General features: G+C 48.1%; 13 protein-coding genes and 1 pseudogene. 8 read left to right on the plus strand and 6 right to left on the minus strand.

All coding sequences use genetic code 11. The features are described from left to right. Positions 1-168: 168 nt before the first annotated feature. The 5 genes from QT994_RS23540 to QT994_RS23560 all read right to left on the minus strand — a co-directional run bounded on the left by QT994_RS23540 (position 169) and on the right by QT994_RS23560 (position 6,387). Positions 169-639, minus strand: a complete 471-nt coding sequence (locus tag QT994_RS23540) for a leucine-rich repeat domain-containing protein (protein ID WP_333178840.1) — start codon at positions 637-639, stop codon at positions 169-171. Further along, a complete protein-coding gene (locus tag QT994_RS23545; protein ID WP_333178819.1) occupies positions 640-1,341 on the minus strand; it encodes a leucine-rich repeat domain-containing protein in 702 nt (233 codons plus the stop codon). It abuts the gene before it with no gap. 287 nt (positions 1,342-1,628) lie between these two features. Continuing rightward, complete coding sequence (locus tag QT994_RS23550; RefSeq protein WP_333178822.1) at positions 1,629-2,615, minus strand: leucine-rich repeat domain-containing protein; 987 nt, start codon at positions 2,613-2,615, stop codon at positions 1,629-1,631. 142 nt (positions 2,616-2,757) lie between these two features. Then, a complete protein-coding gene (locus QT994_RS23555) occupies positions 2,758-3,960 on the minus strand; it encodes a glycosyltransferase family 4 protein (protein ID WP_333178825.1) in 1,203 nt (400 codons plus the stop codon). A gap of 108 nt (positions 3,961-4,068) precedes the next feature. Then, positions 4,069-6,387, minus strand: a complete 2,319-nt coding sequence (locus tag QT994_RS23560; RefSeq protein ID WP_333178826.1) for an IMS domain-containing protein — start codon at positions 6,385-6,387, stop codon at positions 4,069-4,071. A gap of 447 nt (positions 6,388-6,834) precedes the next feature. Here QT994_RS23560 and pdhA point away from each other — a divergent pair, with 447 nt between their 5' ends. The 8 genes from pdhA (at position 6,835) to QT994_RS23600 (ending at position 14,223) form a co-directional block, all read left to right on the plus strand. Continuing rightward, positions 6,835-7,872 (plus strand): pyruvate dehydrogenase (acetyl-transferring) E1 component subunit alpha, encoded by a 1,038-nt coding sequence (pdhA, locus tag QT994_RS23565; protein ID WP_333178828.1) that lies wholly within the window; start codon positions 6,835-6,837, stop codon positions 7,870-7,872. 243 nt (positions 7,873-8,115) lie between these two features. Further along, positions 8,116-8,568 carry a clan AA aspartic protease gene (locus QT994_RS23570; RefSeq protein WP_333178831.1) on the plus strand — a complete coding sequence of 151 codons (453 nt, stop codon included), beginning with the start codon at positions 8,116-8,118 and terminating at the stop codon, positions 8,566-8,568. Positions 8,569-9,435: 867 nt separating this feature from the next. Further along, positions 9,436-9,633: a 50S ribosomal protein L35 gene (gene rpmI, locus QT994_RS23575; RefSeq protein ID WP_006634164.1), complete on the plus strand. Its 198-nt coding sequence runs from the start codon at positions 9,436-9,438 to the stop codon at positions 9,631-9,633. 19 nt (positions 9,634-9,652) lie between these two features. Beyond that, entirely contained in the window at positions 9,653-10,009 is a 357-nt protein-coding gene (gene rplT / locus QT994_RS23580; RefSeq protein WP_190658174.1) for a 50S ribosomal protein L20, read from the plus strand. A 272-nt stretch (positions 10,010-10,281) separates the two neighbouring features. Then, positions 10,282-10,812, plus strand: coding sequence for a tetratricopeptide repeat protein (locus tag QT994_RS23585; protein ID WP_333050691.1), 531 nt, complete (start codon positions 10,282-10,284; stop codon positions 10,810-10,812). Positions 10,813-11,048: 236 nt separating this feature from the next. Then, positions 11,049-11,426 carry a response regulator gene (locus QT994_RS23590; RefSeq protein WP_333164983.1) on the plus strand — a complete coding sequence of 126 codons (378 nt, stop codon included), beginning with the start codon at positions 11,049-11,051 and terminating at the stop codon, positions 11,424-11,426. After that, positions 11,423-12,031, plus strand: a complete 609-nt coding sequence (locus QT994_RS23595; protein ID WP_333178834.1) for a chemotaxis protein CheC — start codon at positions 11,423-11,425, stop codon at positions 12,029-12,031. The genes QT994_RS23590 and QT994_RS23595 overlap by 4 nt, the downstream gene beginning before the upstream one ends. Then, positions 12,028-14,223, plus strand: a complete 2,196-nt coding sequence (locus tag QT994_RS23600) for a diguanylate cyclase domain-containing protein (RefSeq protein WP_333178837.1) — start codon at positions 12,028-12,030, stop codon at positions 14,221-14,223. The genes QT994_RS23595 and QT994_RS23600 overlap by 4 nt, the downstream gene beginning before the upstream one ends. A 309-nt stretch (positions 14,224-14,532) precedes the next feature. On the opposite strand, the pseudogene QT994_RS23605 reads toward QT994_RS23600, so the two are convergent. Further along, a pseudogene (locus tag QT994_RS23605) lies at positions 14,533-15,090 on the minus strand (IS630 family transposase); the annotation flags it as partial. Positions 15,091-15,165: the final 75 nt, after the last annotated feature.

The raw sequence follows: 15,165 nt of genomic DNA on the forward strand, positions 1-15,165 counted from the left end.
ATGACAGACACTCTTCGCCGGAAAAAACCCCATTTTCCAGCTCGCTCCAAAACCTTGTTCTAGGCGGGGATACTATATTTTCCCAGCCTAGGGCTTGGAAGTGCGACAGCTCGGTCAGGATATCAAATTTCCCCATTTAAAGCTGGAAACTATTAAAGCTCACTCAGCCTATTCATCTATTTTCAGCTTCGGCAGTTGGCCGAGCGCCTCTGGGATTTTGGTTATATGATTGCCACTGAGGTCAAGGTATTCCAGCTTGGGCAGTTGCCCTAGCACCTCTGGGATGGAGGTAATCTGATTACCACTGAGGTAAAGCCCTACCAGATTCGACAGTTGCCCTAGCGCCTCTGGGATGGAGGCAATCTGATTCTCACCGATGTAAAGCCACATCAGATTCGACAATTGCCCCAGCGCCTCTGGGATGGAGGTAATCTGATTTCTACTGAGGTAAAGCGTTGTCAGCTTGGACAGTTGCCCCAGCGCCTCTGGGATGGAGATAATCTGATTGCCACTGAGGTAAAGCCATATCAGATTCGACAGTTGCCCTAGCGCCTCTGGGATGGAGGTAATCTGATTGTTACTGAGGTAAAACCCTGTCAGATTCGACAATTGCCCCAGTGCCTCTGGGATGAAGGTAATCTAATTATCACCGAGGTAAAGCTTTGTCAGATTCGACAGTTGCCCGAACGTCTCTGGTATGGAAGTAATCTTATTGTCACTAAGGTAAAGCTCTGTCAGATTCGACAATTGCCCGAGCGCCTTTGGGATGGAAGTAATCTGATTTCTACGGAGGTCAAGCCATGTCAGATTCGATAGTTGCCCGAACACCTCTGGGATGGAGGTAATCTGATTCCTACTGAAGTCAAGCCGTGTCAGATTCGACAGTTGTCCGAGCGCGCTTGAGATGGAGGTAATTTCATTGTTACTAAGGTCAAGCTCTGTCAGATTCGACAGTTGGCCGAGCGCTTCTGGGATTTTGGTTATCTGATTGCCACTGAGGTCAAGGTATGTCAGCTTGGACAGTTGCCGAAGCGTCTCTGGGATGGAAGTAATTTTATTTTTATAGAGGTCAAGCTCTGTCAGATTTAACAGTTGCCCGATTGCATCTGGGATGGAGGTAATCTGGTTCTCACGGAGGTCAAGCCGTGTCAGGTTCGACAATTGCCCGATTGTATCTGGGATGGAGGTAATCTGATTTCTATTGAATAAAAGCCGTGTCAGATGCGTACACTTGGCAATTTCTGGTGGCAATTCTTCCAGCTCCAACCCCGACAAATCCAGTTCCGTCAATTTTTTCTCGGCTGCTTGGTCAATTCGTCGGGCTGCTTGGTCTCGCGTCATGCCCTTTGTTTCTCCGTAGTATTTATTTTCACGAAATTCAGAATATTTCTGGTTTTTATTTGACTCTCTAGCTTTTAGAAGTGGGGTCTCATCTTGAGACAACGATGCAATAGGCATCTTGACAACCAACTCAGACCCAACAATCTAGCTTTGATACAAAAGCTACATTGTTGGATATAAGAGTGTAGTTTCAAAGGTTAACACAGCAGACTTAACTATAAGCATTAAACTACAAACATTATAGTCAAACCAGGTAAAAGTATACAGGGCAAAGGTTTGACGTGAACTCACTTTTCAACCCAATCATAAATCACTTCTGGGATCTCTTCAACCCAATCACGAAGCGCTTCTGGGATGGAGGTAATTTTATTGTTACGGACATCAAGCCATGCCAGATTTGACAGTTGTTTGAGCGCCTCTGGAATAGAGGTAATTTTATTGTTATTGAGGCCAAGCCCTGTCAGATTCGGCAGTTGCCCGAGCGCCTCTGGGATGTAGGTAATCTTATTGTTATTGAGGTTAAGCCCTTCCAGCTTCGACAGTTGCCCGAGCGTCTCTGGGATGGAGGTAATCTCATTGTTATTGAGGCAAAGCGACTTCAGATTGGACAGTTGTCCGAGTGCCTCTGGGATGGAGATAATCTTATTGTTATGGACATCAAGCCACCTCAGATTCGACAGTTGCCCGAGTGCCTCTGGGATGGAGGTAATCTCATTGCTATTGAGTTCAAGCCATGCCAGATTCGACAGTTGCCCGAGTGCCTCTGGGATGGAGGTAATCTCATTGCTATTGAGTCTAAGTTCTGTCAGTTTCGACAGTTGTCTGAGCGCCTCTGGGATGAAGGTAATCTTATTGCCACTGAGTCTAAGCCATGTCAGATTTGACAGTTGTCCGAGCGCCTCTGGAATGGAGGTAATCTTATTGCCACCGAGGTCAAGCCATGTCAGATTTGATAGTTGCCCGAACGCCTCTGGGATGGAGGTAAGCTGATTCCTACTGAAGTCAAGCCGTGTCAGATTTGACAGTTGTCCGAGCGCTTCTGGGATGGAAGTAATCTGATTATTACTAAGGTTAAGCAATTGCAGATTCGACAGTTGCGACATAGCATCTGGAATAAAGGTAATCTGGTTTCTATCGAGTAAAAGGTGTGTCAGATGCGTATACTTGAAAATTTCCGGTGGCAATTCTTTCAAATCCAGCCCCGACAAATTCAGTCCCGTCACTTTTTTATTGATAAGTCGCTCAATTCGTCGTAGGGCTTCCTCTTGGGTCATGTCCTTTGTTTCTCGGTAGTATTCATTTTATTGTGGCAACAATTTAGCCTGTTGGAAAATCCATTTCCCAACTATGAGTCGAAACTGTTACAGCTCGGTCAGGATACCGCTATTTCCCCATCTAGGGCTTGAAACCTCGAAACTACAAAATTATTGGCTCAAAAATAGACCTCTCCTCTCTCTTTCTATCTCCTCCCATAACCTCAAGCAATCGATCGACTACACGCCTCCAAGTAAAATTTTCAGCCACAAAAGCCGGGCCCGCCACCCTAGCTTTTGCAGCGATTCCAGGCTGTTCGATCGCCCCTTGCATCAAATCAGTCAAATGTTCCCACTCAGGAGCTAAGATAAATAAGGTTTCCCCGTCACTCACCACACCCATAAATTTACTTTCAATCCGCAGTGCAAAGTCCGATCGCGTAAAATCATCGGTAGGGCCGCCCTCGGTGCAAATAACTGGCAAACCGCAAGCTGCTGCTTCTAACACCGGGAGATTAAAACCTTCTGCCAAATAAGGAGAAACATAAACATCTGCTGCTTGGTAAAACTCTGCTATTTGAGCAAAAGATAGCTGGCTACCAGTATAAATTAATCTCGGTAAAACCCTCGCTCTTTCGGCATCGTTGAGCACAACTCGGCAGGCTTCCGCAATCTCCTCTCTGGACGGATAAAGCAGTTCTGAACCTTTTAAAACTAATCTCGCATCTGGATATTTGTCAACTACCGCAGCGAAGGCTTTTAATAAAGGGCGAATACCTTTGCGATCGGTTTGCCCTCCGATGTTTAAAAATATAAAATAGTTTGACCAGCCCAAGCTTTGGCGCAGTGATTGACGCCGATCGCCCGCAGCCGGATAATAAATCTTAGGATCGACTCCCAAAGGTACAACGGCAATGCGATCGGCCTCCACACCGCTGCGAATTAAGCCAGCTTTTGACCAAGCGGAAGGTGTAATAATTTTCGTTTCTGAGTTAACGGGGGTTTGGGCGATCGACTTAACACCCATCCCCTGCAATACTGTACTGGTAACAATTCCCCATTCTGTGGCTGCAAATACCCAAGTTTGAGCGCTGCTGGATGCCGAGAAGTCCCACGGGCAGTACATTCGCAGGGTAACATCCGCTGACTGATTTACCGCAGGGTTCTTAATGCTGCGAAGTAATGTTTCATTTGGGCGATCGAACAAACTAATTTTCGTCTCCCAAGCTGGGTCAATGTAGGGCATATCGCGGTGGAAAAGCTCAATTTGTCCTCGCGGGCGATCGAGCATTTCCAGCAGTTGAAATTGATTGGCTACACAATAGGAATGATAAATAAAACGCCAGCCTTCAACAATAATCTGCAATTCAAAACTCCCGCTTTTGGAATTAAAAACTCACCTAATAAGCAGAAATTGGTAATTAGTAATTAGCCAGCCGAAATTACCAATTACCAATTACTAATTACCAATTCCTTACTTAATCACTTGCCAATCCGTAATCCGCCACTGTCCCTCTTGACGGATCAAGTCGTAGCGCACCCGCAGGTTTTCATTGCGGGAAGAAACGAGCTGAGAACGATCGAACACTTCGGCTTTTTCCCCTACTTGGGCTTCTACTTGGGCGCGATCGGGATTAGTCGGATTCGTCTTAACTGCATCAACTTGCAGCTTGTGTACATAACGCTGGTGCGCGTTGTTTCGCTGTTGAGCTTCTGCCATCAATTGCCAGCGAGACAAAGCCGGTTCTGTCAGAACTTGCTTTAATTCTTCGACAGCGTGATTGGGGCCCAAAGCCGCTGCTTTCGCCGACAGCCAGCTTTGAACTAAGTCTCTTGCTGCTGCCTCCGTCATTGCTCCCGACACTGCGCCTGTGGCGCTCGGCTCTGGGGTCGCGGGCAAGGCTGGGATTTCTAGGGGCGGTTCTTCCAGGCGGACGAGGGCTTGCTCTCCTCGGAGGGGGCCCGATAGGGCTTGCATCGCGCTCGCCAATAGACTGAGTATTAACCACAGGAGTAAGAGGCTCAGGACACCTGCGACTAGAAACAAAGCCAGCTTGTTTGGAGGCATGGACTTGACTTGGGCGGTAAGTTCTGCTGCCTTGGTGCGCGCTTGATCGACCAAATCGCCCTTTAGCCCATTGCCCGTTGCTCCGCTGCGCCCTGAATGTTGGCGTCTGCGTGGTTTGGAAGTCGAGTCTGCGGGGTGTGGCTCTGTAGCCATCGGGAGAGAGACCGCCGCAGCAGCGCTCGGCGCGGCCGCCGTTGCCGGGGATTTCGCGCCCGAGGCTGCGGTGGAAGCGTCGCCCGGTACGGGGGTCAAGGTGACGGTACTGGCTCCTTGCTTGGCTGTGGGTGGCTGTGCGGGTATGGCAGCGGGCGATCGGCCTGCTGTCGGTTGCAGTCGCCCTGGGGGCTTGCCGGAGCGGGGCTGCACGACGACCCATTCGTTGGCGGTTTCTGCGTCTTGTGGCAAAGCTTCTAGGTAAGCTTGTACTTTCGGGTCGGCAAAGTAGTCTTTCAAGGACACTGACTCGTTGGCCAAGTCGCGGAAGTGGGGAAACACTTCTTCTTGTAGCCAGTGTTCGGCGTACAAGCACAGTCCGGGCAACAAGTCGGGTGAATCTTGGGAATGTTCGCGAATGAAGGCCAGGGGTTCTTTTTCCGAACTGAGTTCGAGGGCTCTGCTGGCTTCTTCTGTCTGGCCCAGCAGCAGGGAACAGACGGCTTTTTCCAGGTGAACGTCTTGGCGGCGACCGAGCTGCATCAGCATCAGCTTGGCCCGACGGATCATCGATGGCTGTCTGGCGGCAAATCCTTGGGCTAACAGGGTGTAGACCGAGAGGTAAGTGGCGACTGCTGAGGGGCGGCCGGCTTCGGCTTCAAATAGCGCCTGCTGCTCGCTGCTGGTTAGGTGTTTACGCATTTGCTGCACGAACCGGAGGAAGTCTTCTATTCCTAAACCCGATCGATCGTCTCCCGAACCGTCGATACCGCCTCGTTCTTGAAGCATTTCTCGCAGGATTTGCAGCCCCTGCCGACGCTCGGCGACTTTTTCTTCGGGGAGTGATAATAGCTCTAAAATGTTGTACGGACGGAGTTTGTATATGTCGGCTTGCATTTCACCCCTCACGCTTGCAAATAGGCTTTCGCGCAGCAGCAATTCTTGACCTGCTTCTAATGATTTTGCGGCATTTTCGTACTGACCTTGCTGCCACTGTTCGCGGCCAAGTTCTAGACAGGCAAGGCTGACAGTTAAAACTATATCTGGCCTCACGAGCTGCGGGTCGCCGAAACGACCTTCTGCGATCGCGATGCTGCCATTGTTAAGATACGGGCGACCCAGCTTCTGTACGAGTTCGTATTCCCCCAGTTCTTGCAGTATGAGCAGGGCTCCTACGAATTGGTTGTCATCGATTTCAATACTTGGAGTGTGGGGGTCGGGACCAGCCTCTAAAGCCTTGGACTCTGCCGGAGCGGTTTCTCCTGCGTCTTGCAGGAAGGTGGCCGTGCCTGCTGAGGTTTTCGACCTCTGGTGCTTGGCTTCGAGTGCGGCTTCCGACTCTCGATCGTAAGTTTTGGCTAAAAAACTGGCATCGTAAGCTTTGCGCCCCTCTGAGTCTGACAGAACGGCGCAGGCTTCATCGAGCAGTTGTTTGCGGGCGACGATCGCAACTTCAGAATACTCCCTGCGCGGAAGCTGTAAAGTTCGATCGCGGTGAGCCTGCTGCAACTGTTCGGCAGTAGCTTGAATCGGTAGACCCAAAATCCGGTAGTAATCTAGTGGAATTAACACTCGTCCACTTCCCCAAAGCGCTAGCAACTGAATTAGCCTATCTTAAGTGAGATACTCCCGCAAACCAAATCAAAAATTCTGGTGTTGGCTTCCAACCGCCCAATTCACGGTATCTTGGACTTGTCGTAGAGATAATCTGACTTTTTTCCCTCTACAGCGTTTTACAGTGAGGAAAATGCCTTGCCCCACTGCCCGTCAGCTAAATGAGTGGTTTGACTCTTGAGCATTTTCGGGTTTGAGAGTAAGGGAATTATATCATTTGTTGGCATGGGGTTTAGATGGGAGTTGGTTCTCCGAGTCCCGGCAATCCGCCCCGCCTGCCAAACTCATTTTAACAATTTGTGAACTGCTGCACAAAAAAGGTGCGATCGTTTTCTGCTGCGGTTGTGTCCCATCTGGGTTTAAATTTAGATGTCTAGGAAGCCGATCGTCGGGTATTAATTATTTATGGTTCAGGAACGGACTTTACCAGTTTTTGACGCGCAAAGCGTAAACATTTCTCGGGATGAGGGCTTGATGCTCTACGAGGATATGGTCTTGGGGCGCTATTTTGAGGACAAGTGTGCTGAGATGTACTACCGGGGCAAAATGTTTGGTTTTGTCCACTTGTACAACGGTCAGGAAGCGGTGTCTACTGGCGTGATTCGATCGATGCGCCGGGATGACACTGATTACGTTAGCAGCACCTACCGCGATCACGTTCACGCTTTGAGCGCGGGCGTCCCGGCGCGGGAGGTAATGGCGGAGTTGTTCGGGAAGGAAACAGGTTGCTCGAAGGGCCGCGGCGGTTCGATGCACATGTTTTCGGCCGAACACCGACTATTGGGAGGTTATGCTTTTGTGGCTGAGGGGATTCCTGTAGCTACGGGGGCGGCTTTTCAATCCAAGTACCGACGCGAAGCTTTGGGGGATGAGAGTTCCGATGGCGTGACTGCTTGTTTTTTTGGCGATGGTGCTGCAAATAACGGGCAGTTTTTTGAGTGTTTAAATATGGCGGCTTTGTGGAAGTTGCCGATTATTTATGTTGTGGAAAACAACAAATGGGCGATCGGGATGGCCCACGAGCGAGCTACTTCTGACCCGCTGATTTACAAGAAGGCTCATGCTTTTGGCATGGCTGGTTTTGAGGTTGATGGGATGGATGTTTTGGCCGTGCGGGAAGTGGCGAAGGAAGCTGTGGCGCGGGCGCGGGCCGGCGAGGGGCCGACTTTGATCGAGGCTTTGACTTATCGCTTTCGCGGCCATTCTTTGGCAGATCCTGATGAGTTGCGTTCTAAGGAAGAGAAGGAATATTGGTTCCCCCGCGATCCAATTAAGAAGTTGGCTGCTGATTTGATCGATCGAACTTTGGTAACTGCTGAAGAATTGAAAGAGATCGACAATAAAATTCAAGCAGTAATTGATGATGCAGTCGATTTTGCTGAGAAAAGCGCTGAGCCAGATCCTAGCGAATTGTATCGGTTTATCTATGCAGAAGATGAGTAAGCTGTTGTGCATTTAACTTGTATGTTTAGGGTGGTCAGGATGCCCAACCCCTACTCCCCACAAGAGTGATAGATCTCCGTAGGGACACGGCGAAAGCCTTTGTCCCTACTGCACTTCCTAAACCTGCAATACGCTGTAAGACTTACGTACCAACTCTACTTGTAGGGTGTGCACTGCGAACCTTACTACCATAAATGGTGGCTATAATCAAAGGCAGACTTTATAGAGGAAAAGAGAGGCGATATGATAAATCTCGATCGCGATATAACTCAAGCCAGCAAAAATATGGGTGCAGTTCGCGTCAAACTCAAGCTAACGAATGCCATTGATGAAGAGTTAGTCAAGAGAGGATTGCTCAATCCAAATCGGTTGCGCGTGTACGAAGCAGAAGCACTCATAGATACTGGTGCAGTACGCACAGCTATTCCTGTAGAAGTCTGCGAACACCTGGGTTTAAGAATTAGGAGTCAGGAAATAGCAAAATATGCTGATGGCAGACAAGAAACAGTGGGGTTGACTGGGCCTATTATCATTGAAATAGAAGGGCGCGAAACGATTGAGGCTGCAAGGGTTTTAGGCGATATGGTGCTAATCGGTCAAACTGTGTTAGAAACTTTAGATTTGCTAGTAGATTGCAAAAATCAGCGTCTAATTCCTAATCCTGAAAATCCCGACAGACCTGTATTGAGAGTTTAATACTAAATCCACCTTAAATACCTCATTTATTTGTAATTCTTGAGTACCGAGATGGGCATGATACCAGCATTTTTAATCAGCATACATTCAACGGTTTACAAAGGCTTTTAGTCATAGAGCTATTCTTCAAACTCATCTCGTTCCATTGGGTACAGCTTCATCACTTCGCGGAATGTTGTCTCGATGTCTGGCTTGTAGGATTGTTCACTGTGATGGGCACACTGACTCAATCTATTAACTAACAATGCAGCCACTCAAAGAGCCAACCCCCCCAGAAAAGAAGAAAAAACAGAGCATGAAAAAGTGCTGACGTAAACCCCTGATCCACATTTACAAAAAAAACACCGGAGGCGGAAAGCGAGGGTATCTTCAGATCACAGAGGCAAGGGACACGGGGGGTTCAACCGCCTTGAACCTTTTTGAGTATTTCTTAATTAAATAGCTAAAATATATCGTGTTATATAAACATATAAGTCAGTTATAAAATTCGTATGAAATTGTTTGAGCACTGATGCTAGCTGGTAATGATTCAACTCAAAACTTGAAGATGTGGCTGCAAAATTGGTCACTAAACTTATGGTTTAATTATTGCGAAAGAAATCGACCGAAAAAGGTAAGGCTCGGCTCGCCGGAACCTGTGGAATTAAATCTCTTTGAGATTGAATTTCATGAACGCTTAATGATACCGCAACTGCGGTATAACATTCTATACTAAGTGTTGACTGCCGGAAACAACCACAAGATTAGCCGATCGCCCATCCTGTATATTGCCCCAAATACAGCGCCGCGCCCAACCCGCAAATCTCCCTTGCAGAAAGTACCACAAATGTGATACGGTAGAAGCTTGTGTCCAAATAACACCAGTCCATGCCAAAACTCAAAACTCGCAAAGCAGCCGCAAAGCGCTTTAGAGCGACCGGCAGCGGTAAGATTGTGCGCCGCAAAGCTTACAAAAGCCACTTGCTACAGCACAAAAGTTCAGCTCGCAAAAGCCGTCTCTCTAAGCTGGTCGTCATCGACGAGACCAACGACGCTAACGTGCGGTTAATGCTTCCATACTTGTAAAGTTTAACGGAAATTAAAGATGACACGGGTAAAACGCGGTAATGTCGCCAGAGCGCGCCGCAAAAAAATTCTCAAATTAGCCAAGGGTTTCCGAGGCGCACAGTCGAAACAGTTCCGCACAGCTAACCAACGGGTGATGCAGGCCCTGCGTAACGGTTATCGCGATCGCAAAAAACGCAAACGCGATTTCCGCCGCCTGTGGATTGCTCGGATCAATGCCGCCTCGCGCCAGCACGGCACGAGCTATAGCAGACTGATCGGCAACATGAAGAAAGCCAACATCGAAATCAACCGCAAAATGCTGGCACAAATGGCGATCATTGACCCCGCAACATTCGGTAAAGTCGTGGAAATGGCTAATCGAGCCGGAGGCTGAAAGTTCGCTTGATTTTCAGAAGGCAGAAAGCAGAAGTAAGAAAGATTTAACTGTCTGCCAGAGAAGGAAAACTCCTGATAAATTTAGGAGGTTGAGACAAACTTTCCTTCTTTGTTCTTACTTCTGGACTCTTGCTTTTTCAGAAATCGCGATCGTGCCAGTCGATCGCTATTTTCTTGTTTTTTATACAGTTGCAGAGGCAGATATCAGAGATTGCTATCGCGTTAAAATAAATAAAACCTTCCACAGACCTACCTAATTTTAAGAAAAACATGGATAGTAATTTGCTTATTGTTTACCTGTCAGTCCTGCTCGCTATCCTCGGCAGCACTTCCTGGTTTCTGGTGCGCCAGATTCTTAAAACTCGCAAGCTGGAAATGTCTCTGGAACGCTTAGAAAATAAGCTAACAGTAGAAAAAGGAACAGCACAGGAATACTACGAATTAGGAAGTATCTATGTAGATAAAAAGCTTTACTCCCAGGCGATCGTACTGTTTCAAAAAGCCCTGAAAGCCAAAGACTTAGAAGGCGAAGAAAATCAAGCCGTTATTTACAACGCCCTGGGTTTTGCACACTTCGGCCAAGAACAATACGACATCGCAATCCGCCACTACAAAGAAGCCCTGAAGTTGCAGCCAGAATACGTTACATCTCTCAACAATCTGGGTCACGCCTACGAGCGCAAAAAATTAACAGCTCAAGCCTTGGAAATGTACGAACAAGCTCTCGCCTGCGATCCAGACAATGCCACTGCCAAACAGCGAGTCGAGTCCCTCCGGAAGCGTTTGGTAATCTATAATTGAGCGCCCATGTTAGGAGCAATAGAGATCCCGCAAACCTGGTTTCATTTAGAAACCGGGTTTTTTCTTCACATAGTCCAAGATACTAAACTATCCAATACATTAATGCGTTAGTTTTTAAGAACAGGAATTCCGAGTCAAGCTCGATCGCACACCGTCCCAGCACTTTAAATTAATGTCAAGATAAAAGCAGTACCTGCAATACCGGTCAGTCCTAACAATAGAAGGAGGAGAACGTAGTGACATCAATTCTCGTTGTCGAAGATTCGTGGTTGACTCGCAGGGTCATCTGCAAAATTCTCCGCGCCGAAGGATACGAGACTTGGGAAGCATCCAGCGGCCCAGAAGCTCTAGAACTGCTCGGCACTAAAACCCCAAACTGTATGCTCTTAGATCTGCTGATGCCGGAAATGGAAGGTCGGGAAGTCCTGCAAGCCATGCGCGATCGAGGATATAAAATTCCAGTTATCGTAATTACCGCAGACATCCAAGCAAGCACCCGCTCCGAGTGCATGGAACTCGGAGCCCTGGCAGTCATTCACAAAATGCCCAACTCAGACGAACTAATCGGGTGGATCAAAAAAGCTCTCAGTGTCAGCGAGGAAAGCACCCAATGAAATTAAGCACTCGACAGCTCGATGCTTTGCAGGAACTCGTCAACATCGGGATCGGTCAAGCAGCAGGAGTCTTGAACGACATGATCGACTCCCCGATTCGCTTGCAAATCCCCTACCTTCAAATCCTCACTCCCATCGACGTAGAGGAAGAATTAGAGCAGCACCTCAACGGCGAGCAAATCGCCGCCGTCCAGCTAAAATTCACAGGCTCCTTTGGAGGCATTGCCCAGCTAGTCTTTCCCACCAACAGCGCTGCCCTGCTGGTGACAATGCTTACAGGGGAAGAAGTTGGAACTCAGGATCTCGATTCAGTCAAAATTGGTACGCTAAGTGAAGTGGGAAATATTGTAATTAATGGGGTCATGGGTGCAATCAGCAACGTACTTCAGCAGCGCCTGAACTACTCAATTCCCACTTATAGCGAAGGGACGATTGCTAGTTTGCTGGTATCTGGCGGTTTAGCTACTGATACAGTTGTTTTATTAGCCCAGACCAGTTTCATGATTGAAAGGCTTCACATTGAAGGAGATATCATTCTTATTTTCAATGTTAATTCCTTTGACACCTTATTGACTGCTATCAATCAACTTGCCGGGGGTCTATGATTGAGGAGAGCAAAAGTATTAAGGAAAAGTTTGGGGTTCTCGACAGCGTACCAGTCGGCGCCTGCTTGCTGCAAGATGATTTTGTGGTGCTGTTTTGGAACGCTTGTCTGGAAGAGTGGACTAAAATTCCCCGCAGCCAAATATTGGGAACAAAGATCACAACCCATTTTCCTCACCTGAGTCAGTTAAAGTACGCCACTCGCTTCAAGCAAATCTTTGCAGGAGGCCCGCCAACAATTTTTTCTTCTCAAATTCACAAACACCTGATTCCGGCAACTTGGCAAGACGGCCAGCAGCGAATTCAGCAAACTACTGTGACTGCTGTGCCGGCCCAAGAGGCTGGCATAGAAGAACAGGAGATTAGAGACTGGGTTCTTCATACTCTTGAGTTGGAATCAGAGGGTACTCTCGGAGTCGGATCATCAAGAAGTGCTTTTGTGTCTAGGGAATCTCCACCCTCAGCTTCGTCATCAATATGGCCGGGGGTGAATGCCCCATCGTTCTACGCGCTGCTGGTGATTCAAGACGTGACCGACCTCACCCATCGCATCCAAGCTTACCGCACAATGCGAGATCAAGCTTTGGAAGAAGTGCAAGTGCGTCAGCGGGTGGAGGAAGAATTGCGATCGAGCCAGCATTTCATCCAGCAAATTGCTGACGCGGCGCCTTATTTGCTCTACATCTACGATTTGACCCAACAGCGCAACGTCTACGTCAACGGTCAAGCTTCTAAATTGCTGGGCTACACTCCCCAAGAAATTTTACAGATGCAAACTGCTTTGTACTCGAGTTTGGTGTACCCAGAAGATTTGCCGAGGCTCAAAGCCCACCAGAAAAAATTTCCCTCGACTCAAGACGGGCATATTTTGGAGTTGGAGTATCGGCTCAAACATCGATCGGGCGAATGGCGCTGGTTTCGCTGCCGCGACCAAGTTTTCGCCCGCACAGCCGACGGCTGCCCCAAACAAATTTTCGGCACCGCTCAAGATATCACCGAGTACAAACGGGCACAAGAGGCGCTGCGACAGCAGAACGAACGAGAACTGCTGATGGCGACGATTACTCAGCACATCCGCCAGTCTCTGGATTTGGGCGAAGTGCTCAGCACGACAGTGACAGAAGTGCGTCAGTTCCTTCAGGCCGATCGAGTGATGATCGTCCGCTTTAACCCCTGTACCGGCAGTCTCTGTGCCGGCCCGGCGACGGGGGCGGTCACAGTGGAATCTGTAGCTGCCAACTGCCAGCCGATGTTGGGGGAAACCCTGGAAAATTTTTGTTTTGACCAGTTCTATCTCGAAGCGTACCAACATCGAGCGATCCGACCCATCGCCGATGTTTTGGCCGCGGATTTGCCGCAATATCAAATTGACTTGCTCGCACAATTCGCGGTGAGAGCTTATTTGGTTGTGCCTTTAGTGCAAGGAGACGAGTTGTGGGGGCTGCTGATGGCCCACCAGTGCAGTCCCCGGCAGTGGATGCAGTTGGAAGTAGAGTTGCTGTCTTCTCTGGCCACCCAGTTGGCGATCGCCATCAAGCAAGCAGAACTATATCAGCAGTTGCAAGCGGCTAACCTCAAGTTAGAGCGCTTGGCTAGTTTAGACGAACTCACGCAGCTAGCAAACCGCCGCCGCTTCGATCAGTATTTAGAAATGGAGTGGCGCAGACAAGTGCGGGAACAAACGCCTCTGTCCCTGATTCTCTGCGATATTGATTCTTTTAAAAGTTACAACGATACTTACGGGCATCCAGGGGGAGACGAATGTTTGCGACAAGTCGCTGGGGCGATCGGCAATGCAGTCAATCGCCCCGCCGATTTAGTAGCTCGCTACGGAGGTGAAGAATTTGCCGTTATTTTGCCAAATACCGCGATTCAAGGCGCGGTGCTGGTAGCCGAACACATACAGCTCAAAATCGCAGCTTTGCAGCTTCCTCACGCTGGTTCTCAGGTGAGCCCGTACGTCACTCTCAGCCTGGGCGTAGCGAGTATTGTTCCTGCATCTGAATCGGGAGCCGAAATTCTGATTGCCGCAGCCGACCAAGCCCTGTATCAAGCTAAACGACTTGGGCGCGATCGTATCCAACTTTACCAGCCTGATCCTGCTGCGGGCAAGGCGAATGGGACAGGCACTTCGATACTTCCTGTAGATTTTTCTATACCCAATACTAATTTACCCTCTCCCACTAGCGCTTGACGAATTGCAATATTTGTTGATTCCGAGTAGTTATACCACTCCGCAAAAAAAATGCCACTGTAAGCCGGTGAGCCAAACCCTGATATCCCTCTTCTGTCACTTTCCGAATTTAAAGAAGTAAGAAATAAGCCAGCTCAAACAGAAGAATAAAAAGGTTGGAATTAATTTATTGTATCAATTAAATCGTTGAACCCAAGCAAGAGATTAGGATTAGGAAATATTTATAACCAAGGATAAATCCACCAAAATAGAAGGATGGGTTGGATAAGCTGTTCTGCCTTTATAGTCATTTCAAATAAAAAAGAGACACTATTGAGCGCAGTAGGCACAGATGAGTTCATCTAAAGATGTGCCAGGAGGAGCATACATTCTGGCTCGCTTTAAGGCACTAAAATCGTGTTCAATATCGTTCAGGTCGGGAGAATATTTTGGGAGAAAAAGAACTTGATGCTCCGTTTCCTCTACCAGTTCTCGAATGGCTGTTTTTCGATGAATCGGTGCATTATCCATGATTAAGATAGATGGCTTGGTCAGAGAGGGTAATAAATATAAAGATAACCACCCTTCAAAACCTTCTGCATTTAGGCTGCCCGTAAAAACCATTGGGGCAATTAAGTCCTTTTTTCCTTTCCTTCTTCCGGCTACTAGATTTTCTCTTTGCCCCCGTTTTCCTGACTTTTCACCCCAGATTTTTTTGCCTTTTTTTGACCAGCCTAATGCACAATCTTGAAACTCTTCAAATCCTGACTCATCAATAAAAACCAGACTTTGGCTTCCCGATACTTTAATTAATTCTCGGAGATATCTGTAGTATTTCATTCTTTCTTCTCGGTTTCTTTCCTGATAACGAAGTTGTTTTTTTTTTCGTAAGGATTCAGGTCAAAAAAACTTCAGTGGCGGCATCTGGTAAAATAAACGAATGAAAAAGCCCGCAGCCACCAG

The sequence above is a fragment of the Microcoleus sp. S13_B4 genome, from assembly GCF_036700885.1.
In the GTDB taxonomy this organism is placed as follows: domain Bacteria; phylum Cyanobacteriota; class Cyanobacteriia; order Cyanobacteriales; family Microcoleaceae; genus Microcoleus.

What these genes read in the sequence shown, in the direction of transcription:
- QT994_RS23545 (WP_333178819.1), bottom strand. Translation starts at nt 1,341, where the DNA reads ATGACGCGAGACCAAGCAGCCCGACGAATTGACCAAGCAGCCGAGAAA.
- pdhA (WP_333178828.1), top strand. Translation starts at nt 6,835, where the DNA reads ATGGTTCAGGAACGGACTTTACCAGTTTTTGACGCGCAAAGCGTAAAC.
- QT994_RS23550 (WP_333178822.1), bottom strand. Translation starts at nt 2,615, where the DNA reads ATGACCCAAGAGGAAGCCCTACGACGAATTGAGCGACTTATCAATAAA.
- rpmI (WP_006634164.1), top strand. Translation starts at nt 9,436, where the DNA reads ATGCCAAAACTCAAAACTCGCAAAGCAGCCGCAAAGCGCTTTAGAGCG.
- QT994_RS23570 (WP_333178831.1), top strand. Translation starts at nt 8,116, where the DNA reads ATGATAAATCTCGATCGCGATATAACTCAAGCCAGCAAAAATATGGGT.
- QT994_RS23600 (WP_333178837.1), top strand. Translation starts at nt 12,028, where the DNA reads ATGATTGAGGAGAGCAAAAGTATTAAGGAAAAGTTTGGGGTTCTCGAC.
- QT994_RS23595 (WP_333178834.1), top strand. Translation starts at nt 11,423, where the DNA reads ATGAAATTAAGCACTCGACAGCTCGATGCTTTGCAGGAACTCGTCAAC.
- rplT (WP_190658174.1), top strand. Translation starts at nt 9,653, where the DNA reads ATGACACGGGTAAAACGCGGTAATGTCGCCAGAGCGCGCCGCAAAAAA.
- QT994_RS23585 (WP_333050691.1), top strand. Translation starts at nt 10,282, where the DNA reads ATGGATAGTAATTTGCTTATTGTTTACCTGTCAGTCCTGCTCGCTATC.